Genomic DNA, 25,020 nt, shown 5'->3' on the forward strand with positions numbered 1-25,020 from the left:
GTTAAAAAGTATTTTAATCTGTAAATTCATTTTCTGAATTTGAAACAGTACTAGCCTCACCACTAAGTAAGTCTTCTGTTGCAGATACACCAAAGTAATAAGCCAAAATATCCTTTGAAACCTCGGCAGCATTATGTGATGTATAACCATAAGCAATACGTGTAGCGATAGAAATCTCTGGATCACTATATGGTGCAAAGCCAATAAATAAAGCGTGGTTAGGACGAGATGCAACCTGCTGAGCAGTACCAGTCTTACCTGCAACTTCAACAGAAAATCCGTTAAATGATGAAAGCGACTCGCATACCATTCTCATACCATAATGTATAGCATCCCATTCTGATGCATTAAGTACATCTATTTGATTTCTAACTGAAGGGCTATAGCTTTCTATAACATTGCCTTCAGAATCTCTAACACTATCAAGAAGTGTAAGGTTATATACTGTTCCCTCACTTGCAATAGCTGCCGCATATCTTGCTAAACCAATTGTGGTGTAGTTGTTATCTGACTGACCGATTGCAGCCATGACAGGATACTCTGTAGCAATATGAGGTGAGTTTTCTTCTACTTCAATACCGGTTGTCTCATCTAATCCGTAAAGTGATGCATATTCTGTAATCTTATCAATACCAGTGGCGTCATCATATGCGCCATCACCACCAGCTAATCTCCAACCAACTTCATAGAAGAAGTAGTTACATGAATCTCTGATAGCTTCCGAAACATTGATGCTACCGTGATTACTTGGATAAATCCAACACTTAGGATTATTTGATACCTTTGTATATTGTCCTAAATCGACGATTTCAGAGGTTGTAGTAATAACATTTTCTGCCAAACCTGCTGTAGAGCTGACAATCTTAAATGTAGAACCAGGGGCTGTTCTCTGCTGAGTAGCGTAGTTATACAAAGGATTAGCCGCACTATTTGTAAGGTACGAATAATAGTCTGCATCTACAGAATTAGCAAGCTTGTTATTATCATAGCCAGGATAAGTAACCATCGCTAAAACTTCTCCTGTCTTAACATCGATAAGAACAGTAGAACCTGAACAAGGATCAAGTGCAAGCTGGCCAGGTGTAATCTCCAACGATTTAATCTTTGAAAGCATAAATTCATATGCTGTAATCTGACCACCAGCAAGCTTTGTGTAATCTTCATCATCTTCCTTAGAAAGGACACCCTGCTCATATAAAATCAAACAAAGCTGGCTTCCAGAAATATTATCATCCAAAAGAAGGTACTTATAAACTAGCTTTTGGAATGAAGTATCAGTTGAAAGGTAATCGATTATATAATCAACTAAATCAGCGTAAAGCTCATCTGTATCAGCGTACTTAGCTTCTGATTCGTACTTGGTAATATCAATCCAGTTCTGCTCGATTGCATAGATAAGGTATTTGTTTACAGCCATCTCCTCTGATGTCCAGCTTGTCTGTACATCTGAAGAAGTATCAATAGCGCTAGCGTCAAAAATACCAAGGCTCTTAAGTGTAGTAACGATATAAGTAGAATAGGCCTGGTACTCATCTGGAAGCTGATTGTAAACTGTCTCATTAGAGGCCTTTAACTGGCTCTTTAAAGTTGCCAAAACCTCTTTTTCTTTAACCTCGTATGCACTCAAAACATCCTTTTCAGTCTGTGAGGCATTAGGATCAGAAAATGCGTTAATATCGATGATTCCATTTTTTATCAAAGAATAATAAACATCGTAGATTGGTACAACTACATCACTTGAAGATGTTGTGCTGTATTCTTTGATGTTTTGAATCTTTGAATATAGAATACCTGCTATCTCCTGCTCCAAAAGAATATAAGCTGCCTTTTGTAAGTCCATATCAATAGACAGATAAACATCATTTCCAGAAACAGCCGCCTGGTAATCTCCCTCTGCGATAGTATTACCTACACTATCAACGTACAAAGTTTCAAAGCCCTTTGTACCAGAAAGATAATCATTCATATATTTTTCAATACCTGATTTACCAACTATATCTGTTGTTTCGACGGTGCTATCTGTGGCAGAAAGCTCTTTATATTCTGAAGTGGAAATCTGACCAGTATATCCAATAATATGAGCAAAGTATTCGCTGTCTACATAACGGCGAAGTGACTTTTGTTCTACATCTACACCAGTAAGCTCGTTAATATTTTCCTTGATGAATGCAACTGATTCATCGGAAACATCTGATGCAATAACTGTAGAGATATATTTCTGATATGAATTCTGGCCCATATTATAACGAACAACCATAATCTCATAGCGAAGCTTTTTAGAATATTCATCAGAGATGTTATAAACTTTTTCGCCTTCAAGATATTCAACAATCTGATCAGCTGTTGCAGTTGCTTCGTCTATTCCAAGCTTTTCGTTATATTCCAAATCATCAACGCTATTTTTACCAAATATATCAGCTCTAAAACGCTGTAACGCAGAGCCGGAACTTAAAAACTGGAATGAACCTGATGAGTCAATATAAATTCCAAAATCGTTATCAATGGTATCCCCATTACTTTCAAGCTTAGAAATGATTTCAGCAATTTCTGTATTTAACGACTGGCTTCTCTCTGTTGTAGAAGAATAAGTTCCAGTATCCTGAATAGTAACGGCGTATACCAGCTCGTTATAAGCCAGCAAATTACCGTTTCTATCGTATATATTTCCTCTTGTAGCTGCAATCGATTCAGTCTTTTCAAGTTTTAAATTGTAATTGTCCTGATATTCACTACCATTTAATATTTGCAAATAAAAAAGACGTGAAACAAGAATAGCAGCAAAGGCAATCATTGCTACTATAACCACGCGAATACGTGAAGAAAATGCATTTTCAAAAAAGTCCTTAATAATATCCAATTCTATCAGAACCTTTCTTTTCTAGTTTTTCGACCCAATTGTTTATGTGAAGAATTGCATAATAAACAAAAATGGATACAAGTAAAGTGTAAACAACCTCAGGTAAAATGATATTCAAAAGATAATAAGAAAAATCATACTGAGATCTGATTGCAAACAAAGTGAGATAAGTGGCAACGCCATAGATTAAATCACTTGTCCCAATAAGAATCATTGGAAGACGTAAATCGTCACCAAAGAACTGCTTTTTAAAAAGGCCATTTAAAAGACCTATATACATATAAATCAGAGCGTACATTCCAAAAAGTCCGCCTGAAAAAATATCCAAAAGAATACCTACAAAAAATCCAATTAAGATACCGTATTTGCGGCCTTTCATGAAGCCGTAAGTAGATACAACACAAATCAAGACATTAGGTGTAACACCTGCAAGTCTATATCTAGAAAAAACACTTGTCTGCAGTAAGAAGCATACATAAATGACAAGGGCTATAATCAATATTTTCTTTAAATATTGCTTAAAATCACTCACTTTCGTATGACTCCTTTAACTGCTTAATAACAAGGACATTTGATAAATGTTTAAAATCTACAATTGGTGTGACTGTTCCAGATTTTGTAAGTTCATTTTCATCTAAAGAAACAGATGAAACATATCCAATCATCAATCCTGGAAGATATTTGTCAGAAATGTTAGATGTAACGATAACATCGCCAATAGCTACCTCATCATCGTCATCATCCAAATCTGAAAACAAGATAAGATTGCTGGCTGTCATGTTCTCAAGAGAACCTGAAACAATACAGTTATCTTCGGTAGATGATATAGTTGCGCTAACATTCGATGTGTCATCAATGATTGCACGAACAACTGCATAAGAATCTCCAACAGAAGTGACAATACCAACAAGACCGCCATCTGCGATAACGTTCATATCTACTTCTATTCCATCCTTGGTACCTTTATCAATAGTAAATGTATTGAACCAATTAGATGTGCCTTTGCCGATGATTCTGGCACCAGTTGTCTCATAGTCATAGTAAGTTTGATCTAGCTCGTATAATTCCTGTAATTCATCTAATTCTTTTAGCTTAAGCTCGTAGTTGTTGATAGTAGAATTGAGCTCATCAACCTGAGCCTGAAGCTCTTCGTTCTCAGCAACCAATTCCTCACGAGTCTTGGTATCAGCTGAAGAAATGGCTATAGAGCTGCCAATGTAATCTATTCCTTTTTGCATTGGAATAAAGATGTGATTGGCAATTGTCTCTAATGGACCACCTGAAAAACCAGTTGAATAACTGAAAAACAAAAGCATTATACAAACAATAGATAAAATCATTAGCAAATATTTACTTGGAATACCGCCATTTGCTTTTCTTTGTCTCATTATTTGAAAATCCTTGCCCTCATGCTATATCCATAAATTTTGTATTTAGAATCTGAAAGAACCTGTCCTAAACCTCTAACACAAGATTCCTGTGGCTCATCCATCACGTTAACCTTGATGTTTGTAACCTCTGAGAATAAATCTGTCAATTGATAAAGCTGAGATGTACCACCTGTAAGATAAATACCAGAGTGAACAATATCCTTTGCAAGCTCTGGTGGAACCTTTTCAAGGATAAGCTTTACATTTGTGCAGAAGCTCTCTAAATCATTCTTGATAGCGTTGTAGATTGTATCACTCTCAACTTCCATCTCAATAGGAAGACCGCTAACTACATCACGTCCTACAACAGTAAGCTTCTGTCCTCTTCCTTCCTGAGCTGAACCGATTTCTTCTTTAAGCTGCTTAGCAGTCTTTTGTCCAATAACAAGATTAAAGTTTCTCTTGAGGTATGTAACGATTGACTCGTCGATTTGATTTCCACCAAATGGAAGAAGCTCTGATAAAACAAGACCACCAAGGGAAATAACAGAAATCTCAGTTGTGTCTGCACCAAGATCTACTACCATAACACCAGTAGGCTCTGAAACATCAAGCCCCATACCGATAGCGCTGGCAATAGGCTTCTCGCAAACTCTAATAGAATGTGGCTTGTTCTTTGCTTTGCTAAATAAATCAGAGAAAGCCTTCTTTTCTACCTCAGTAATGTCAGTAGGTACAGCAACAACAATGTCACTTCCCTTAATCTTGCCCTTTAAGTCCTTTTCGATAACTTCGAAAAGCATAGTTTGCATATTATCAAAATCAGCAATAACACCAGAAACAATTGGGAATGAAACATTGATTGTGTCTGGAGCTTTTTCGTACATAGAATAAGCTGCATCACCATATGAATACATCTGATTCTTGTTAACGATTGCTATAGTATTTTTTATGTCAGTAATTTGATTATTAGAACCGCTAAAAATCTTAAGATTCTGGGTTCCTATATCAATACCAAATGAATTGGCCATGGTTTTCCTCCGTATATATTTTTATATAAAACATCCTAAAAATTTTAACACAGTTGTGACTTCATCACAAGGCAAGCATCCACTAGTTTTTGGAGTGAATTTAGTATACCAAGCTTAGCATGATTCCATGTAAGGCCGCCCTGGAAGAAGGCTGTATATGGGTCACGAAGAGGGCCGTCTGCTGATAATTCAATTGATGAACCCTGAACAAATGCACCGGCTGCCATGATAACCTTACTGTCGTAACCAGGCATATCCCAAGGCTCTGGAGTAACGTATGAATCTACAGGAGCAGCTGCCTGAATTCCCTCACAGAAAGCAATAAGCCCTTCTGGTTTAAGGAATGAAACAGCCTGAATAATATCATGTCTTGATTCTGTAGAATTAGGGACGCAAAGGAATCCAAGCTTCTCATATACATTTGCTGCAAAAATAGCACCCTTTAAAGCACCAGCAACAACTGTAGGTGCAAGGAAGAATCCCTGATAGAATGACTGCATAATTCCAAGTGAAGCACCAACTTCCTTTCCAAGTCCTGGAGAAGTTAATCTGTGTGCAGCATTTTCAACGCATTCCTTAGTTCCTACGATATATCCTCCAATAGGAGCAAGTCCGCCGCCTGGATTCTTGATAAGAGAACCTACGCACATATCAGCACCAACCTCTGTTGGCTCGATTTTCTCAACAAATTCTCCGTAGCAATTATCTACCATGCAGACAACATCTGGCTTAATACCTTTGATGAATGAAATAAGCTCTCCGATTTGTGAAACTGATAATGTAGGACGATTTGCATATCCCTTAGAACGCTGAATAGTTACAAGCTTTGTCTTTTCATTAATAGCTGCTTTGATTCCATCGTAGTCAAATCCGCCATTTTCAAGCAAATCAACCTGTGCATATGTAATGCCATACTCAGCTAAAGAACCGTTTGAAGGACGAATTCCAATTACCTCTTCAAGTGTATCGTATGGCTTTCCTACTGGTGAAAGTAACTCATCACCTGGTCTAAGATTACTCATTAATGCAAGTGCAAGAGCATGTGTACCACATGTAATCTGTGGGCGAACAAGAGCATCCTCTGTTTTAAAAACTGATGCATACACCTTTTCCAATGTATCACGTCCAACATCATCATAACCGTATCCAGTAGATGTGTTGAAGCACTCAGCTGCAACCTTATGTTCCTGCATAGCCTTAAGAACCTTAAGCTGATTGAACTCTGCTGTTTTATCGATTTCCTCGAATCTGTCTTTAAGACCTTTTAGAATCTCCTCACCGTAATCATAAACTTCTTTAGAAATACCAAAATCCTTATAAATACTAAACACTTTCTATAATTCCTTTCTCTTTCAAACAAGTTAAAATCTTTTCAAGTAAAGCATCACTTGTCGTATAAACTGTTTTATCAAGCCAAATGACTTCTTTTTCTCTTCTAAACCAAGTGAGTTGACGCTTGGCGTAGTTTCTAGAGTTCTTTTTGATAAGCTCTACTGCCTCATCTAAAGATATCTCGCCATCCTTGTAAGACAATAATTCTTTATAGCCAATACCATCCATGGAAGTCATACCCTTTTTGACGCCAATAGCAAGTAGGCTATCGATTTCGGATAACAAGCCATCCTCCATCATTATATCAACTCTTTTATTAATTCGATTATATAGCAATTCCCTATCGTCATTTAATACAAAATAAGCAAAGTTATAAGGGCTAGTTTTTTCTCTTTGAGTAGCATTGTGAACAGAGAACTTTTCACCTGTCTGCTCATAATACTCAATAGCTCTAATCACTCTTTTTCTATTTGCAGCTGGAATAGTTTCTGCCGACTCAGGATCAATTTCCTTAAGCTTTTCATGCAAAGCATCATTTCCATACTTATCAGCAAAATCTTCTAGGGACTGACGATAGGATTTATCGATATCGTTTTCTGTAAAATCAATATCATACAAAATCGCTTGTATGTAAAATCCAGTTCCTCCGCAAATGATAGGTATTTTACCTCTGGAATAAATATCTGCCATGGCATCCTTTACCATTTGCTGAAACTTTACAACGTGATAATCCTCTGTTGGCTCAATCACATCAATCAAATGATGTGGAACCCCGTCCATTTCTTCAGGTGTAACCTTCGCTGTACCTATATCCATTTTTCTATAAACCTGCATGCTGTCAGCAGAAATAATCTCGCCATTTATAGCCTTGGCGAGATTAATTGATAGTGAAGTTTTGCCGACCGCAGTTGGTCCAGTTAAGATTACTAATTTATCCATTAAACAATCCTTTTAAATTTCTTTGCTAATTCGTATTCTGAAAACGAAATCATTGTAGGTCTACCGTGAGGGCAATGATATGGATTATCAAGCTTTAACAAATCATCGATTAGGGTTTTAATCTCTGGAATAGAAAGCTTATTATTACCCTTTACAGCAGCCTTACAAGACATTGATGCCACTCTCTCAACTATCATGTCAAATGAATCTGATGCCTTGAAGCTTTCACAATCTGAAAGTATCTCAAGGAAAAATGTCTTTGGATCCAGATTTAATAGGTTACCTGGAACTCCATTGATAGCAAGCTCATTTCCTCCAAATGATTCCACTCTAAATCCAAGCTTCTCAAAAGCCTCATGATAGTTTTCAAACAAAAGAACATCCTGAGGTGACAATGAAATAATAACTGGCGGGCTAACCATCTGAGATGTCATTTCATTGTTTTTGAGACGAGCCATTGTCTTTTCAAAAAGAACTTTCTCATGAGCAGCATGCTGATCTATGATATACATATTTTTATCATATTCAATAATCCAATATGTATCAAATACCTGACCGATAATTTTGTGCTCTTTAACTGCTTCCTGCTTTAAAAAGCTAATCTGCTCGTACTTTGTTTTGTCTAGATTATTCTCAGCAAATTTCTTTTCGTAAGGTGTGTCCTGTCGAATTTGACTTGTAACCTGAGCTTTTATCTTTTCAAGTCTATCCCTTTCGAATGGTTCAGGAAGCTTTACCTTCACAGGAGGGATAATTTCCGGTTCCTTTTCTGACACAGAATCATTAGAGACTTCATATGAAGATGAATCTGATTCCTTTTCTACAGCTGGCTTAGAAACAAACTCTGTATATGTTTCAATTACAGGCGCAGGAGCTGATGCTTTTGGCTCATCAATATGAGCTTCAAGAACATCTTCCCTTTTTCTAAGACGATCATTTATTACTTTAGTAAGAATCTCAAGTATAAAAGCCTCATCCTCGAAACGAACTTCCTGCTTTGTTGGATGTACATTAACATCAACAGCACCATCTTCAAAATTGATATTAATTACAAAGAATGGATACTGATGTCCCATCAAAAAGCCGTAATATCCCTCTTCGCAAGCCCTGGAAAGATTATTGCTTTTAATATATCTGTTATTTACAAAGAAATGCTCGAAAGCTCGATTTCCTCTGGCGATAACTGATTTTCCAATAAAGCCGTTGATTGAAACTCTCTCATCTTTGTAATTTATCTCCAAAACATTGGATGCTATCTGACGTCCGTAAATCTGATATATAGTATCTGAAAGAACACCATTACCAGAAGTCATAAGCTTTTCTTTGCCGTTAAGCAAGAACTTAAAGGAAATTTCTGGATGTGATAACGCCAAATGCTCAACAACATCAAATACATAGCTTCCCTCAGTGCTTTCAGACTTTAAAAACTTCTTTCTAGCTGGTGTGTTAAAGAACAGCTGTCTGATGATAAAGGTAGTGCCATTAGGGGCTCCAATATCTGTAAGAGATACTTCCTTTGCGCCTTCGATAATGTAGGATGCACCAAGTAGAGAGTCCTTAGTTTTTGTAATAAGCTCGACTTTAGCTACAGCAGAAATGCTGGATAAAGCCTCTCCTCTAAATCCCAATGATCTAACATTAGCTAAATCAGCAGCGTTTTCGATTTTGCTGGTAGAGTGACGTAAAAATGCGATTTGGATTTGATCCTTATCAATTCCAGAACCATTATCGGTTATACGAAGATATTCAATTCCTCCGCCCTTTATCTCAACAGAAATAGCAGTGGCTCCAGCATCAATACTGTTTTCAATAAGCTCTTTTGCAACAGAAGCAGGTCTTTCAACAACCTCTCCTGCTGCTATTTTGTCAATAGTTTCCTGGCTAAGTAAATTAATTTTTCCCATTATTCTTTCACCTTATTGTGATACTCAAACAATATGTTCATAGCTTCAAGGGGAGTTATCTTTGTAACATCAAGATTCTTTAGCTCTGTAATTATCTGTGCCTCAGATTCAGAAATCTCTAATCCTGTAGCTTCTTTGAGCTTTTCTTCGAATTTTTCCTGCAGAGCAATCTTATCCGAAACTGCAGCAATATCATTTTCATTTAAAGAATCTACGATTGTACGTGCCCTTGAAAGCACCTCCTCAGGTAAGCCTGCCAGTCTGGCTACCTGTATACCGTAACTTTGATCTGCGCCGCCAGAAATGATTTTTCTAAGGAATATAATATCCTCTCCCATTTCCTGTACTGCGATGCAGTAATTATGTACTCCTTTTATCTGACCTTCCAGTTCTGTAAGCTCATGATAATGTGTTGCAAATAAAGTTTTTGCACCAATATTGTAAGCCACATGTTCAACAACAGACCATGCAATTGAAAGTCCATCATATGTGGAAGTTCCACGGCCTATCTCATCAAGAATCAAAAGTGATTTGCTAGTAGCATTATGCAAAATATTAGCTACTTCATTCATCTCTACCATGAATGTAGACTGACCAGTCGATAAATCATCTGATGCACCTACTCTGGTAAAGATTCTATCTACAACACCAATTGTTGCGCTAGTAGCTGGAACGAAGCTACCGATTTGAGCCATAAGCACAATAAGAGCAACCTGTCTCATGTATGTAGATTTACCAGCCATATTAGGGCCTGTAATAATTGCGATGGTGTTGGAATCCTGATCCAAATAACAATCGTTAGATATAAACTGGTCGGCATTTATCATCTGCTCAACAACAGGATGACGCCCTTCCTTGATATCAAGGACTCCACGATTGTTGATTACTGGTCTCACATAGTGATTCTTTTCAGCAACAACAGCAAGTGAAATAATTGCATCAAGTGTTGCGATTGCCTTTGCACTAATTTGAATTCTATCTACCTCGCCAGCAATTGTATCTCTGACTGCTTTGAAGAACTCATACTCGATAGTATTTAATCTATCCTCAGCTCCTAGAATGCTATCTTCCAGCTCTTTAAGCTCTGGAGTGTAGTAACGCTCCGCATTTGTAAGTGTCTGCTTTCTAACGTAATAATCAGGAACCAAATCCTTATATGAATTAGTAACCTCAAGATAAAATCCAAAAACCTTGTTGAACTTTATCTTTAGATTTTTAATTCCGGTCTTATCACGTTCTTTTGCTTCAAGCTCAGCAAGCCACTGCTTGCCATCTATCTTAGCAGAACGAAGTCTGTCTACTTCTTCGTTGTATCCGGTCTTAATAATATCGCCATCACGTGAGCTGATTGGAGGCTCCTCTGCAATAGCATTATCAATAAGCACATATAAATCCTTCAGATCATCGATGCTTGCATTTAAATCTCTGATTAGATGTGAATGAAAGCCATCAAGCAATGTTTTGATTGGAGCAAGCATGCCGATAGATTGCTTAAATGCTATCAAATCTCTTGGATTTGCTGATTGATATGTGATTTTAGTAATAAGACGCTCTAAATCATAAACTGATGAAAGATACTCTCTGAGCTCTTCTCTGTCAATTAAAGAACCATTAATATCTTCGATAGCATCCTGTCTTTTAATGATTTCATCTACCGATACAAGTGGCTGTTCAATAAAGCTCTTAAGCTGTCTTGCACCCATGGCAGTTTTAGTTTTATCCAAAACCCAAAGAAGTGATCCACGCTTTTGTTTATCTCGCATTGTCTCAGTCAATTCAAGATTTCTGCGAGTAGAGCTGTCAATCAGCATAAATTTGCCATCTGTATATGGAGTGATATGTGTTAAATGTGTAAGCTCTGATTTCTGTGTCTCTTTTAAGTAAAGTAATAATGAACCCGCAGATACCTTTCCAACAGTAAAATCTATCAAGCCCAATCCCTCTAAGGAATGAGCTTTAAAATGATTCAAAAGCTCACGTGTGCTTAAGGTATCATCAAAGTAAGATTCATCAAGCTGAGTAAGCGCGATATTTAATTTGTCCGCATAATCAGTAATATCAATTCCTGATTCATAGATTGATTTGCTGTAGATTATTTCAGCTGGAGTAAATCTGTAAAGCTCATCTGTAAGCTTTCTGGTTTCGTTTACCTCGGTTAAATAGAAATCAGCAGTAGAAACATCACAGCAAGCAATTCCAATCACACCCTTTGTATAATACAAAGACATGATGTAATTATTGCTTCCTTCTTCTAGTGCAAGCTGATCAATGTTTGTACCAGGAGTAACAACTCTAATTACTTCTCTTTTAACAAGTCCCTTTGCTTCCTTTGGGTCCTCCACCTGCTCACAAATTGCAACTTTATAGCCCTTTGCAACCAAGCGATTAATATATGTGTCTGCAGCATGGAAAGGAACGCCGCACATAGGTGCACGTTCTTCTGCTCCGCAAGACTTTCCTGTAAGTGTTAATTCAAGTTCTCTAGATGCAGTCTTTGCGTCCTCGAAAAACATCTCATAAAAATCACCTAGACGGTAAAACAAGATACAATCTTCATATTCCGCTTTTGTTTTAAGATACTCCTGCATCATTGGAGTGTATTCAGCCAATTATTATCCCACCTATTCTTATAAATTCATGTTGGATATAACAGCCTCTGCAACTTTCATTCCGTCCATTGCAGCAGATGTTATACCACCTGCATAGCCTGCACCCTCTCCGCAAGGATATAGACCTTTTATGTTAGCCTGATAGAATTCATCACGACTAATTCTTACTGGAGAAGAAGTTCTACTTTCAACACCAGAGAAAATCGCATCATCTCTATCGAACCCTTTTATTTTAGTCCCAAAAACACCTATGCCGTCAATAACAGACTGGTAAATTTCCTGAGAAAATATATCAGATAGCAATCCAAATGCTGTCTGCCCCTTTGTTTCAGAAGAGAAATCACCGAAGCTAGAAGACAATTTCTTTAGTTTAAAATCTCCAAGCAGCTGCTGTGGAATTTTTCCATTGCACAAGCTAAATGCTTTTTCTTCAAGGGTGCGCTGATATTCTACGCCTGCAAGAGGATTTGTTTTATCAAACTCTCGCCCACCAACTGATACGACAATGGCGCTGTTGGCATTTTTGCTATCACGCTTTGAATAGCTCATACCATTAACAACAAGCCTGTTTTCCTCAGATGAAGAATTAACTACAAAGCCACCTGGACACATACAGAATGAATAAACGCCACGGCCATTATCAAGATTAGTAGCAAGCTTGTATGGTGCAGGCTCAAGGTTTTTGTAGCCATCTGCATACATGCTGCGAGAAATCATCTCCTGAGGATGCTCGATTCTAAATCCAACAGCAAAATCCTTTGCCTCCATATAAACGCCAGATTCGTGAAGAATTTTGAATGTATCTCTTGCGCTATGTCCTACTGCAAGAATCACATGACTTGATTTGTATGTTTTATCACCAGCTTTTACACCAATGATTTTCTCATTTTCAATAATAAATTCATCAACAGCTGTACCAAAGTAAAACTCACCGCCAAGTCTGATGATTTCATCTCTCATATTTGCAATGACATTCTTTAATACATCTGTGCCGATATGAGGCTTGTAATCATATAAAATATTACTGTTAGCACCAAATTTCACAAATGTATCCAGAACGAATTTGTTACGTCCCAATTTGTCATTTACAAGGGTGTTTAGCTTGCCGTCTGAAAATGTTCCAGCACCGCCCTCGCCAAACTGTACATTAGATGTGGTATCAAGAATTCCAGTCTCCCAGAATTTAACAACATCAGCTGTTCTTTCATCAACCTTTTTTCCTCGTTCAAAAACTATAGGATTAAGGTTGTTTAAAGCAAGAATATATGCTGCAAATAATCCAGCAGGTCCAGCACCAATTACAATAGGTCTATCTCCGGTCCAATCTGATGCTTTTGGCATATTGTAAGCTTTAGGAACATAGCTATTTATATTGTTATCTTTTTTAAATTTAGCCAATATTCTCTTTTCATTATCATTTGATAATTGAACAATTATCGAATATACGAAGTAAATAATTGGCTTTTTTCTGGCATCTACAGACTTCTTTAAAATCTCTAAAGACTTGATTTCACCTTCGCTGACTTTTAACTTCTTTGCAATTACCTGTTTTAAATCAGCTTCTTGTCCTGATACCTCTACCTTAACTTGATCAATTCTAATCATTGTAATTCCTTTATAATCGATTTAGATGCAATATCAGCAGATGTATATGCCCAGTTAAGATTGTATCCTCCGCATATTCCATCTACGTCTAATACTTCACCAGTAAAATATAAACCTTTGCATTTTAGCGATTCCATTGAAGAAGTATCGATTTCTGATAAATCAACACCTCCAGCTGTAACTTGAGCGCTGTCAAAGCCCTTTGTTCCATCTACAGAGATTGTGAAACTCTTGAAGAAGTAAACAAGATTCTCTAAATCCTCTTCGTCTAAGCGATCAACAGTGGTGTCACCATAAATTCGAGAATAACTAACCACCTGTTCAATAGCTTTTTCATTACAAAGACCAACCAACGCAGTCAAAATTGTGGCTTCTGGATTACGATTAAATCTTTTAGTTAGCTCATCCTTCAATTGTTCTGCTGAAAGGTAAGGAATAAAATCAATTCGTATATCCGATAGCTTTTTATCCAGCTCATCAAAGCCGATGAAACGGCTAATGCACATGATTGGATATCCTGACACGCTATCTTTATTGAATTGGATTTCTCCCTCACAACTGTAATCCTTGTATGAAACTACACCTGTAGCTCTCACTCCTGCTAATTCTTTTAAGCACTGGCTTGAAGATTTAACACCAACAAGGGCCGGCGAAAGCTTAGTTGTTTTCATTTTAAAGCTTTGTGCTATTTTATAACCGATTTTAGAAGAACCAAGAGTTGCAGCAGCAAGTCCACCTGAAGCAACGCAAACCTTCTTCGTATTTACGATAGTTCTAGTGGTAGTAACTTTAAATAAATCTGCCTTTGAAACTTCTGTAACTCTATTATCAAGAAGAACATCGATTCCAAGAAAACCAATTTCATTTTCAAGTGCTTCTCTAACTGTTTTAGCTTGATTTGTAATCGGATAATAATATCCATCCAAATCCTTGTCGTATACCCCTAATTCATTAAGAAATTGGCGTAAATCATTATGATTATCTGAAATAAAATCAAGGCTGTGATTGCTGTAATAATACTGAGCCCCCATTCTACTGTTTGTGAAGTTGCATCGGCCATTGCCAGTAGATAAAATTCTTCTGCCAACCATACGATTTAATTCCACTAAACAGACCAAAAGACCTGCTCTCGCAAGTTTGATTGCGAGAACAAGTCCTGAAAAACCGGCACCTATTATACAAACATCATATACCTTTTCATCTGTATTCATAAAACTACCTCAACAAATGTAAATTATATGCTATCTGACAAAGTCTTGTTCCACCAGGGAATTTTAATAGTGTTTCCTCATCTATACCTTTAAAGAGAAGCATAGCAACAAAGTAAACTACCGCTCCAACAACTATAGAAATAACACATGCAAAAAGGTTTGCTACCTTTTCTGACATACCAATAACTAAAATGGCATCCAGCATATGATAAATGAGATAAACAACTAGTCCCATAAGAGCTGATGCTTCAAGTGGCGCAAGTACAACCTTTTTAACATCAATCCTTGCTCCAGAGAATCTAAGTACTGCAGATTGATTAAGGAAGCACATCATAAGTGCATAAAAAGCATTAGCAATGATTACAGCATAGATGTGTAATTTAAATACTTCCATCAATACAAACAAAAGTGCAACATGAGCAACAAGTGCAATAAGCGCATTTTTTACAGGAATAGTCATTTTATCAATTCCCTGTAGAATTCCATTGGAAAGAGTTGAAAGGGAATAGAAAACAACTGAGCATCCACCAATAATAAGCATTAATGCAGATGAGCTTTCAGCATCATTGAATAACAAAAGCATAATTGGTGAAGCAAGTACCATAAGTCCTACAGCACATGGGAAAGCAATCACCATAACAAATCTATTAGCTGCGTTAATCTGTCTTTTAACTACTTCTTTATCATTTGAATTGAAAGCAGCAGTTAAACTAGGAACTGTAGATGCAGCCATTGAAGATGCAATTGCTAAAGGTACATTTATAAGAACCTTATACTGACCAGTGAACACACCCCATGATTCACTGGTAACCTTTGAATCATAGCCCTGCAACAAAGCAAGATTTTTGAAAATACCCTGATCTATTATAGAGCTTATATTGTAAACCGTTGTACTAAGCAGTACAGGGATTATTGTCATAATTAAAACTGGTAAAATATCCCCAAAGGTTTCAAAATGCTTATGTCTATCCTTCTTTATCATTCTCTTAAGGACCTTCTTGAAAGCAAAGAAAATGAAAATAATGAAACAAAGAGCAAACAAAGCACCTGTAGATGTTCCAAGTGTTCCACCAGCCGCACCAAAAGCAGCTGCATAATCTGAAACATTACCTAAAACACCGCCAACCTTTTTTCCGTAGCTGAATAATATAGTTGCTGCCACTACAGAAACAACAGCGTTAACCAACTGCTCTCCTATCTGAGAAATAGCACTTGGAATCATTGTGCCAAGGCCCTGGAAAAAGCCTCTAAATACACCAAGAATAGCAACTACAAGTAATGTAGGCGCCAAAACCTTTAAAGCAATAGCCGCAAGAGGTGTCTTTAAAACAGTACCTGTAAAGAACTCTGCTCCAAAGAATACAATTATGGATGCAATACCACCACTTATAAACGCAAAAAGAAGGGCGCCATGTAAAACCTTAGTTGCGTCCTTAATGTGCCCTTTGGCTATTCTCGCTGAAACTAGCTTTGATACCGCGAGAGGTATGCTATAAGAAGATATAAGTAATATTATGTTGTAAATTTCATAAGCGGTACCGTAGTAATCATTTCCTGTTTTTCCAATAGTAGCCGTAAGTGGGACTCTGTAAATAAGTCCCACAATACGACTGATAATTGAAGCCATAGCAAGAATTGATCCCTGCATTAAAAAGCCGGTATCGCTACGCCTTTTTTTAGCATTCATAAACTAATTAATTTGCCTTACTAAATTCTGATTTATCTGCATAGTATACAGTTTCATCTGTGTAATCCTGCTGGCAAGCCTGAATCCAAGTTACACCAACATTAAGCTGAATTTCTTCGCCTGAGTTTAAGTCATAATAATGTGTGATATCAGTATCACCATCTTTTGACCAAACAATATCAATCATCTTTCCATTAGAGATGTACTTACCAGTACCTGTGTTGTATGAAAGAAGGTATCCAAGATACTGAGATCCTTCATATGTCCACCACTCTACATTCTGAATAATAATGTTCTTAGCTGTAAGCTGTTCACCAGTAATTGCATCAACCTGCTTCTGATTGAACTCGTATCTGTAATATAAACCATCATCCTCGTTGTAAATCCAATAAGGCTTGTTTGTATAGTAGTAAAGCTGGATAGCCTGGCAATCTTCACCGCTAGAAAGGTCATTACCATCTGCAGCAAATGTGAAGTGAGGCTCATAGTTTGATGGAAGCTCTGTGTCATATCCAAGCTTTTCAATACCAATATCAATACCATCAGAATTTGTATAGAGAGTGTGCTCACCCTTACCTGTTCTGAAAGCAGCTGCCTTACCCTTTGTACCTTCTACTGTAAGAGCATTGATGTTGTCTACAAGATTCTTGTCATCAATAAGCTCGAATGCTGCTGGGTTTCCACCTGCATGCATGTAAATAGCATCATACTCACTAGCAAAATATACGTAATAAGGACGTGAACTACGGATATTACCAATCTGGTCTAATCCTGAATAATCATCAAAGATAGCCATCATACGTGTGATTCCACCTTCAACAACACACTCATAGATAACACCAGCATTACCAATACCATACTGTGGTAAACATGCCTTTGTGTTCTCAATCATGACTGCAACTGGGCGCTGTCTGCCATACTCAGCATCAACCCAATCTCCAGTTAAGTAGCTTCGAACCTTGCCATCTTCTGAAACCTGATCCCAAAAAGCTGCAGAATCATCAACTGGTTCAACTACCTCCTGTGCTGTATTGCTTGCTGCATCATCAGCCGCTGTATCGTCTGCTTCATCTTTGCCGCAGGCAATCAATGATGTGCACATAGTCAAAACAAGCAATGCGGATACTAATTGTTTTTTCATAGATTAGTGTCTCCTTTTCATTAATCTCGAGAAATATTTAGTATGTTTAATATCTCCCTTTGTTTTTCTTCCATAACAGAAGCTTCCTCCTCTGTCATGTGATCAAACCCCATTAAATGTAACATACTATGGGCTATAAGAAAAGCATACTCTCTGAGATTTGAATGCTGATATTCCTCTGCTTGCGCATGAATACGAGGAATATTAAGAACTATATCTCCAAGAATTACTTCTCCTGTCTCAGGGTTAAATAAATCATCATTCTCTTCTATTTTTGAAAAATCACCAGGATTTTCATACTCAATCATTGGGAATGATAATACATCGGTAGGTGAATCAATACCTCTGAATTCTTTATTGATTACCTGTATGCCATCGTTGTCTGTCAGAGTGATGCTTACTTCAGTTTCGAAAGGGAATTTCATATAATCCAAAGCAGTGTTCACCACATCTTTTGCAACTTTCTCGTAATCGAAGTCGAAATCAACTTCTGTTTCGCTTTCCATTAAAATTGTCATGCTAAAATATCCTCATTTGCTAAAATCTCACGAATCTTCAAGAACTGATTCATGGTCAGTCCTGAGTTGTCGTAGAAGCCTTTTTGTGAAAGCTCATTAATGGTTTGATATATAACCATATTTTGATTCCAACTACTGCTCATTGAATCAGAATCAAAAAGCTCTACCTTTGTAACAACTGAATCCACCATATGAACAATGGCCGATTCTTTTGAGCTAGGCAAAATAACTATTCCGCCATACTCAGCCAGAATTTGAATAACCTCAGCTGGAAAACAATGATTGTTTGCAATTTTGATTGCGTTATCAATCATTGGCTCACCTTCGATTTTGCCAAGGCGATAATAAAGTCCTGCGCAAGCAGCAAGATTTTCGTTGGCATTAATTGCTGCGGCACACTTTCTAGATAATCTTGAAAGTCTCATTGCATGCTGGTATTCGATGTAGGATAGCTTACGGATTTCATTGCATAGAGTGTAATCCGGATCCAAGAAGGTATCGTATATCAATACCTGTTCTCTATCCACAAATCTGCTAATTACAGGGAAGATAGCCGCTATAATTAAGCATGCCACTACGCCATCAATCAAGCCATAAAATAACACTGAAAATGATAACTCAAGATAATTAAAGTAATAAAATACTATAGACACTAGTGTTGTAATTGCAAAAACCATAATTAGCGCATACAACTTTTGAAGTGTCTCTCCTTTTCTAAGAAATGCGGATAGCACACCGCCAAAAAGAATCAGCGTAATATAACAAAGAATAGTGTAACTATTGTAATCCCAGCAAAGAGATGTAATTACCACCAAATAAAGACTCAAAGCATTTGAAAGGCTATCCTCAAAAACACTACTGGCAATAATCGGAAGCACTATGAATGGAGCAAAAAAATCAGGTGCCCACAACGACATAGCGATAACCAAAATCCATTCTACCAAAATAACGAATGTAATTTTTCCGTAGGATATATAGTTTTTTTCTGGAAGCTTTTGCTCTAAGCGTCTTCTGATAATAAGTAAAAACTGTAAGCAAAAGAAACAAATATTAATTGCAACTAAGCAAATATATTTGTCCATAAGTACAGAGGCAAAGGAACACATTAAAGTGTTGGCAATAATAAAAACAAACGCCATGCCTATTGCATACAATAATCTTGTAGTGGAAAAACGATTAGTCCATTTCATTATTTCGCCTTTTTATTTTTGCTTTGTATTTTTTTGTCGTGTACTTCATACGCATTTACAATCTTTTGAACAAGTGGATGTCTAACAACGTCCTTTGCATCAAGATTGCAAATCTTTATGTCATCAATGTTCTTTAAAACTGCCATGGCATCATCAAGGCCTGATTTAACTCCTGTAGGTAAATCCTTCTGAGTCTTATCACCTGTGATTACAGCCTTTGAACCGAAGCCAATTCTAGTAAGGAACATCTTCATCTGGGCTGGCGTAGTATTTTGTGCCTCGTCCAAAATGATGAAGGCATTATCCAATGTACGGCCTCTCATATAAGCAAGAGGGGCTACCTCTATAAGGCCCTTTTCCATGTTGCGCTGAAATGCTTCAGCACCCATTATCTGATACAGAGCATCATATAATGGTCTGAGGTAAGGATCTACCTTGCTTTGCAAATCTCCTGGAAGGAAACCTAGCTTCTCTCCTGCCTCAATAGCTGGACGAGTAAGAATGATTCTAGAAACCTCCTCGTTTTTAAAGGCTGTAATAGCCTTTGCCATAGCAAGATATGTTTTACCAGTACCTGCTGGGCCCACGCCAAATACAATCATGTTGTTGGTGATTGCATCTACATATTTCTTTTGTCCTAGTGTCTTAGGAGCTACAGGCTTACCTGTGGTTGTATGGCAAATTATCTCGCCTCTAGCTTCTGAAACATCATGATTTTCTATTTTTTCCTGCTCAATTGACATAATATAATTAACATCCTGTGTAGTTATAATACTTCCCTTTTTTGAAAGGGATAAAAGCTCATCCACAACAACGATTCCATGTTCAACATGGGATTTTTCACCTACTACTTTGATAACATCATCCCTAAGAATAAAGGAAATTCCCATCCCCTTTTCTATGGTTTTGATGTTTTTGTCAAACTGGCCAAAAATATTGTCGATGTGCTCAGCCGGAATACTAATACTTAAAGAAAAATCGCTCATTTTATTCAACAATATCGATAATCAAGTCCATGTGGTTACATTTTTCTGGAGCAATAACTGTAGCTGAGTTAATCATCTCCATAGCATTTTTGATTTTGCTCTCATCATTTGCGTGGATATAGCAGATAGGCTCGCCCTTTTTGATTTCATCCCCAACCTTTTTGTTGAGAACAATACCAACAGCCATATCGATAACATCCTCAAATGTCTCGCGACCTCCGCCAAGAGACATAGAAGCAAGACCAAATGCCTCTGCTTTCAATGCGTGAACATATCCATCAGACTGAGCCTCAACTGGCACTACATATTTAGCCGGCTCAAATTTACTAATATCAGTTGCAAAGCTTGAATCGCCACCTTGTGCCTGAATAAACTCTACAAATTTGTTAAATGCACTACCATCTGCTACTGCATTTTCCATAAGCTTTCTAGCTTTAGCTTTATCAGTCTCAATTTCTGAGAAAACAATCATCTGAGAACCAAGCTCATAAACAACTTCCATTAAGTCCTCTGGACCATTTCCTTTTAAGGCATTGATTGCTTCAATAACTTCGAGATTGTTTCCTACTGCAAAACCAAGTGGCTCATCCATATTTGTAAGAACTGCAGCAATCTTTTTATCTGCTCGCTTACCAATATCAACCATGGATTTTGCAAGCTCTAATGCCTTTTCTTTTGTCTTCATGAAGGCGCCATCGCCAACTGTAACATCAAGAACGATAGCATCTGTACCGGCAGCAAGCTTTTTAGACATGATAGAACCTGTGATAAGAGAAATCTCATCAACTGTGGCTGTAACGTCTCTAAGTGCATAAAGCTTTTTATCTGCAGGAGCAAGATTTTTAGACTGACCAGTAACTGCGATTTTAATATTGTTTACCTGATTAATGAAGGCCTCCTCAGAAAGAGCTCCATTGAAACCAGGAAAAGCTTCAAGCTTATCAATAGTACCGCCAGTATGGCCTAAGCCTCTACCACTCATCTTTGCAACAGGCACACCAATAGATGCGATAATTGGTCCAAGGACAAGTGTAACCTTGTCGCCAACACCACCTGTAGAGTGTTTATCAATTTTAACACCATCGATTGAAGACAAATCAAGAATATCGCCAGAATCACGCATAGCCATAGTAAGATCATAGCGTTCTCTAACATTCATGCCTCTAAAATAGATAGCCATAAGAAGTGCAGAAATCTGATAATCTGGTATCTCGCCATTTGTATATCCATTAACAATATGATAAATCTCCTGGGTAGAAAGCTCCTCTCCAAGTTTCTTTTTTTCAATTAAGTCGTACATTCTCATAGTAACAAAACCCCTTATATTTATTGCCTATTTGTGATAAGGCTCGTTATTCATAATTCGCATTCCCCGATATATCTGCTCAAGTAAAACCACACGCATTAATTGATGAGGGAAAGTCATCTCAGAAAAAGAAATTTGATAATCACTACGCTTCATAACTTCATCAGAAAGCCCCAAAGAACCACCTATAACGAAAGCTATACTGCTGTGTCCAGAGATTCCAAGATTCTCTATATATTTAGAAAAAGCAACAGAATCCAGTTGCTTTCCAAGTATTGCAAGGGCAATAACAAAATCTTTTTCTTTAATGTGCTTTAAAATTCTTTCGCCTTCTTTGGATTTTACAAGTGATATTTCAGTATCAGATGCATTCTCTGATGTCTTTTCATCGGAGACCTCTATTATCTCTAAATTGCAGTATTTCGAGAGCCTCTTCGAGTACTCTGAAATTGCATCTCTAAAGAATTTTTCTTTGATTTTACCTACGCATAGAATTTTAACATTCATAGGTTATATTTTAGCCCATTTGAATGATTTAGACAACATAAAAGACACGCCTGCGGTGACGTGTCTTTCAAAGGGAGAATAATGTTATGAAAAATGTATCTCTTAATGAGATGATGTAATGATACTAATTAATTATGTAAAAAATTCGGAAATCTTGTGAACATTCTGTTAAACATAAATTAGTTAGTAACATCAATTGTCACATCCTCTCCCGTACTTTCTTCTGGTTCCTCAACTTCAGGGTAAGTAATAGTGTATGTAGCACTAACAATATCAGAGTATTCTCCTGCATCATTTTGTGCTACAGCCTTTATTTCTGTAGTACCCTCAGTCAAAGGAATCGGTTTTGTGTATTGTTTGCCTGTTGTAATTGGGCTTTTACCATTCAAGGTGTAAAAGATTTTATAATCTCCGCTAACGGTAATCTGGATAAGAAGATCCTCTTCATAATTGCCTCCAGCTAAGTTGAATGTAGGTGCTGAAAGAAAATATGAATTAATCATCTCTGTAATTTCATCACTAGGTGATGTTTCCAGCAAAGCTGAAATTCCATCCATATCACCATTTGCGTATAAAGCATTGAGAAGATATGTATATATTTTTTTATTGGTAGGATCACTATCTAGCGCAAGATAAAGCATCTCTATAGCGTCGTCATAATCCTTAACCATGTAATACATACGGCCCAAACCATAAATAACCTCAAATGATGTAGGGTCGATTTCATATGCCTCTTCATAGTAACCTAAAGCCTTTGCATATTGCTCATTAGATTCGGCATCCACTGCTTGATTCATAATATTGTCATAAGTATGCGCACCCATATAAGGAATAAACATGCAAACACCTATTATGGCAACAAGCAAGCACGCTACCAAAAGAAAAGCCTTTATCTTTTTTGTAAAAACCTTTGGCTCAGGCTTTGGTTGAGGTTGAGTCTTGGATGGTGTGTTTGCAGCAGGTGCTTCCTCTTGAATCTGATAAACACCTGTAGCAAACTTATCATCCTTTGATTTGTTTTTATCTTCTACAACTTTTGAAAGTAATTCTTCTTCTAAAACATTGTAATCAGGCACAAGCTGAATAGACTCCCCACAAGATGGGCAGTACATAAGACCATTTTCAATTTCAGCTCCACATTTTTTACATTTCATTTTAGAACAATCCTGTAATTACTCCATCGTCAGTAACATCGATATTGTTGGCAGCTGGCTGCTTTGGAAGGCCTGGCATTGTCATAATGCTTCCTGTTACAGCAACTACAAAACCTGCGCCAGCTGAAGCATATACTTCGCGAACATTTAAAGTGAAATCTGTTGGACGGCCAAGCTTAGTAGCATCATCAGATAATGAATACTGAGTCTTTGCCATACATACTGGGAAATCTCCCATTCCAAGCTCTTCTATTCTCTTTAATTCGCGTTCAGCTGCAGCTGAGTATGCCACATCCTTTGCGCCGTAAATCTCTGTTGCAACGGTCTTAATTTTATCTTTAAGTGAAAGTGAATCATCGTAAAGTGGCTTGAAATTGCTTTCTTTATTTTCTAGAACATAAAGAACCTTCTTTGCAAGCTCTACGCCACCTTGTCCACCTTTCTCCCAAACCTCAGAAAGTGCAAATTCGCATCCACGAGACTCGCAGAATTCTCTAACGAAGTTAGTCTCTGCTTCTGTATCGGTAATAAATGAGTTAAGAGTAACTACTACTGGTACATTATATTTCTGAAGGTTTTCAATATGCTTTTCAAGGTTAACAATACCCTTCTTTAAAGCATCTAAGTTTTCTGTAGTAAGCTCTGTTTTAGGAACACCACCATTATATTTTAAAGCACGAACAGTTGCTACTAAAACAACAGCATCAGGCTTCAAACCTGCCATTCTACACTTGATATCAAAAAACTTTTCAGCACCAAGATCAGCACCGAAACCAGCCTCAGTAATTGTGATATCTGCAAGCTTCATTGAAGCCTTTGTAGCTCTAACAGAGTTGCATCCATGTGCAATATTTGCAAATGGGCCCCCATGAACTATAGCTGGTGTGTGCTCAAGTGTCTGAATCATATTAGGCTTTAAGGCATCCTTAAGCAGGGCTGCCATAGCGCCTGTAGCCTGTAAATCATTAGCAGTAACAGGCTTTCCGTCAAAACTATAAGCAACGATGATTCTTCCAAGTCGCTCTTTCAAATCTTTCATGTCGTTTGCAAGGCAAAGAATAGCCATGATTTCAGAGGCTACTGTAATAACAAAATGATCCTCTCGAACCATTCCATCTGCCTTTGCTCCAAGACCTACGACAATATTTCTAAGGGCTCTGTCATTCATATCAAGACATCGCTTCCATACAATCTGTCTAGGATCAATTCCTAGTGAATTACCCTGCTGAATGTGATTATCAAGCATAGCTGCAAGCAAATTATTTGCAGATGTTATAGCATGAAAATCACCAGTAAAGTGAAGGTTCAAGTCTTCCATTGGAACAACCTGAGCATATCCACCACCTGCGGCACCACCTTTGATACCAAAGCAAGGTCCAAGTGAAGGCTCTCTAAGGGCAAGACATGCCTTCTTACCAAGAACTCCCATTGCCTCACCTAAACCAACAGAAGTTGTTGTTTTGCCTTCTCCGGCTGGTGTTGGATTGATTGCAGTTACAAGCACAAGCTTGCCATCTTTATTACCCTGAATGCTGGATAATAATTCATCAGATAATTTAGCTTTATATTTTCCATAAAACTCTAAATCATCCTCCCTGATATCAAGTGAAGCTGCTACCTCCTTGATATTGACCATTTGTGCTTCCTGAGCGATTTGAATGTCTGACTTCATT

At 37.4% G+C, this 25,020-nt stretch carries 19 protein-coding genes; all 19 read right to left on the minus strand.

Annotated elements, in window-relative coordinates; translation table 11 throughout:
• Positions 1 to 13: 13 nt before the first annotated feature.
• The gene (locus BMY66_RS01955; protein WP_242942665.1) at positions 14 to 2,857 is read right to left on the minus strand and encodes a penicillin-binding transpeptidase domain-containing protein; all 2,844 of its coding nucleotides are present in this window, start codon (positions 2,855 to 2,857) and stop codon (positions 14 to 16) included.
• Positions 2,844 to 3,389, minus strand: a complete 546-nt coding sequence (gene mreD / locus BMY66_RS01960; protein WP_044934371.1) for a rod shape-determining protein MreD — start codon at positions 3,387 to 3,389, stop codon at positions 2,844 to 2,846. Before mreD ends, BMY66_RS01955 begins: the two co-directional genes overlap by 14 nt.
• A complete protein-coding gene (gene mreC / locus BMY66_RS01965) occupies positions 3,382 to 4,245 on the minus strand; it encodes a rod shape-determining protein MreC (RefSeq protein ID WP_044934369.1) in 864 nt (287 codons plus the stop codon). Before mreC ends, mreD begins: the two co-directional genes overlap by 8 nt.
• Positions 4,245 to 5,258 carry a rod shape-determining protein gene (mreB, locus tag BMY66_RS01970; RefSeq protein WP_044934366.1) on the minus strand — a complete coding sequence of 338 codons (1,014 nt, stop codon included), beginning with the start codon at positions 5,256 to 5,258 and terminating at the stop codon, positions 4,245 to 4,247. Before mreB ends, mreC begins: the two co-directional genes overlap by 1 nt.
• A gap of 44 nt (positions 5,259 to 5,302) precedes the next feature.
• Entirely contained in the window at positions 5,303 to 6,589 is a 1,287-nt protein-coding gene (locus tag BMY66_RS01975; RefSeq protein WP_090393977.1) for a methionine gamma-lyase family protein, read from the minus strand.
• Positions 6,582 to 7,529, minus strand: coding sequence for a tRNA (adenosine(37)-N6)-dimethylallyltransferase MiaA (gene miaA / locus BMY66_RS01980; RefSeq protein WP_090393978.1), 948 nt, complete (start codon positions 7,527 to 7,529; stop codon positions 6,582 to 6,584). Before miaA ends, BMY66_RS01975 begins: the two co-directional genes overlap by 8 nt.
• Positions 7,529 to 9,433 (minus strand): DNA mismatch repair endonuclease MutL, encoded by a 1,905-nt coding sequence (mutL, locus tag BMY66_RS01985; protein WP_090393979.1) that lies wholly within the window; start codon positions 9,431 to 9,433, stop codon positions 7,529 to 7,531. Before mutL ends, miaA begins: the two co-directional genes overlap by 1 nt.
• A complete protein-coding gene (mutS, locus tag BMY66_RS01990; RefSeq protein WP_081821955.1) occupies positions 9,433 to 12,024 on the minus strand; it encodes a DNA mismatch repair protein MutS in 2,592 nt (863 codons plus the stop codon). Before mutS ends, mutL begins: the two co-directional genes overlap by 1 nt.
• A gap of 36 nt (positions 12,025 to 12,060) precedes the next feature.
• Entirely contained in the window at positions 12,061 to 13,647 is a 1,587-nt protein-coding gene (locus BMY66_RS01995) for an NAD(P)/FAD-dependent oxidoreductase (RefSeq protein WP_090393980.1), read from the minus strand.
• Positions 13,644 to 14,858: an aminoacetone oxidase family FAD-binding enzyme gene (locus BMY66_RS02000; protein ID WP_090393981.1), complete on the minus strand. Its 1,215-nt coding sequence runs from the start codon at positions 14,856 to 14,858 to the stop codon at positions 13,644 to 13,646. The genes BMY66_RS01995 and BMY66_RS02000 overlap by 4 nt, the downstream gene beginning before the upstream one ends.
• A gap of 4 nt (positions 14,859 to 14,862) precedes the next feature.
• Positions 14,863 to 16,506, minus strand: a complete 1,644-nt coding sequence (locus BMY66_RS02005) for a putative polysaccharide biosynthesis protein (RefSeq protein ID WP_242942666.1) — start codon at positions 16,504 to 16,506, stop codon at positions 14,863 to 14,865.
• 46 nt (positions 16,507 to 16,552) lie between these two features.
• Positions 16,553 to 17,686 (minus strand): DUF3048 domain-containing protein, encoded by a 1,134-nt coding sequence (locus BMY66_RS02010; RefSeq protein ID WP_090393983.1) that lies wholly within the window; start codon positions 17,684 to 17,686, stop codon positions 16,553 to 16,555.
• 20 nt (positions 17,687 to 17,706) lie between these two features.
• Positions 17,707 to 18,204, minus strand: coding sequence for an rRNA maturation RNase YbeY (ybeY, locus tag BMY66_RS02015; protein ID WP_090393984.1), 498 nt, complete (start codon positions 18,202 to 18,204; stop codon positions 17,707 to 17,709).
• Positions 18,201 to 19,343, minus strand: a complete 1,143-nt coding sequence (locus tag BMY66_RS02020; protein WP_177175556.1) for a hypothetical protein — start codon at positions 19,341 to 19,343, stop codon at positions 18,201 to 18,203. The genes ybeY and BMY66_RS02020 overlap by 4 nt, the downstream gene beginning before the upstream one ends.
• 50 nt (positions 19,344 to 19,393) lie before the next feature.
• A complete protein-coding gene (locus BMY66_RS02025) occupies positions 19,394 to 20,380 on the minus strand; it encodes a PhoH family protein (RefSeq protein ID WP_090393986.1) in 987 nt (328 codons plus the stop codon).
• A gap of 1 nt (position 20,381) precedes the next feature.
• Positions 20,382 to 21,686 (minus strand): pyrimidine-nucleoside phosphorylase, encoded by a 1,305-nt coding sequence (locus BMY66_RS02030; RefSeq protein ID WP_090393987.1) that lies wholly within the window; start codon positions 21,684 to 21,686, stop codon positions 20,382 to 20,384.
• A 27-nt stretch (positions 21,687 to 21,713) separates the two neighbouring features.
• Positions 21,714 to 22,193, minus strand: a complete 480-nt coding sequence (rlmH, locus tag BMY66_RS02035; RefSeq protein WP_044934340.1) for a 23S rRNA (pseudouridine(1915)-N(3))-methyltransferase RlmH — start codon at positions 22,191 to 22,193, stop codon at positions 21,714 to 21,716.
• Positions 22,194 to 22,372: 179 nt separating this feature from the next.
• Positions 22,373 to 23,347, minus strand: coding sequence for a tetratricopeptide repeat protein (locus tag BMY66_RS02040; RefSeq protein WP_090393988.1), 975 nt, complete (start codon positions 23,345 to 23,347; stop codon positions 22,373 to 22,375).
• Between the two features lies 1 nt (position 23,348).
• Entirely contained in the window at positions 23,349 to 25,019 is a 1,671-nt protein-coding gene (locus BMY66_RS02045; RefSeq protein ID WP_090393989.1) for a formate--tetrahydrofolate ligase, read from the minus strand.
• Position 25,020 lies beyond the last annotated feature (1 nt).

Origin of the sequence: Pseudobutyrivibrio sp. C4 (genome assembly GCF_900111635.1) — a bacterium.
Lineage (GTDB): Bacteria > Bacillota > Clostridia > Lachnospirales > Lachnospiraceae > Pseudobutyrivibrio > Pseudobutyrivibrio ruminis.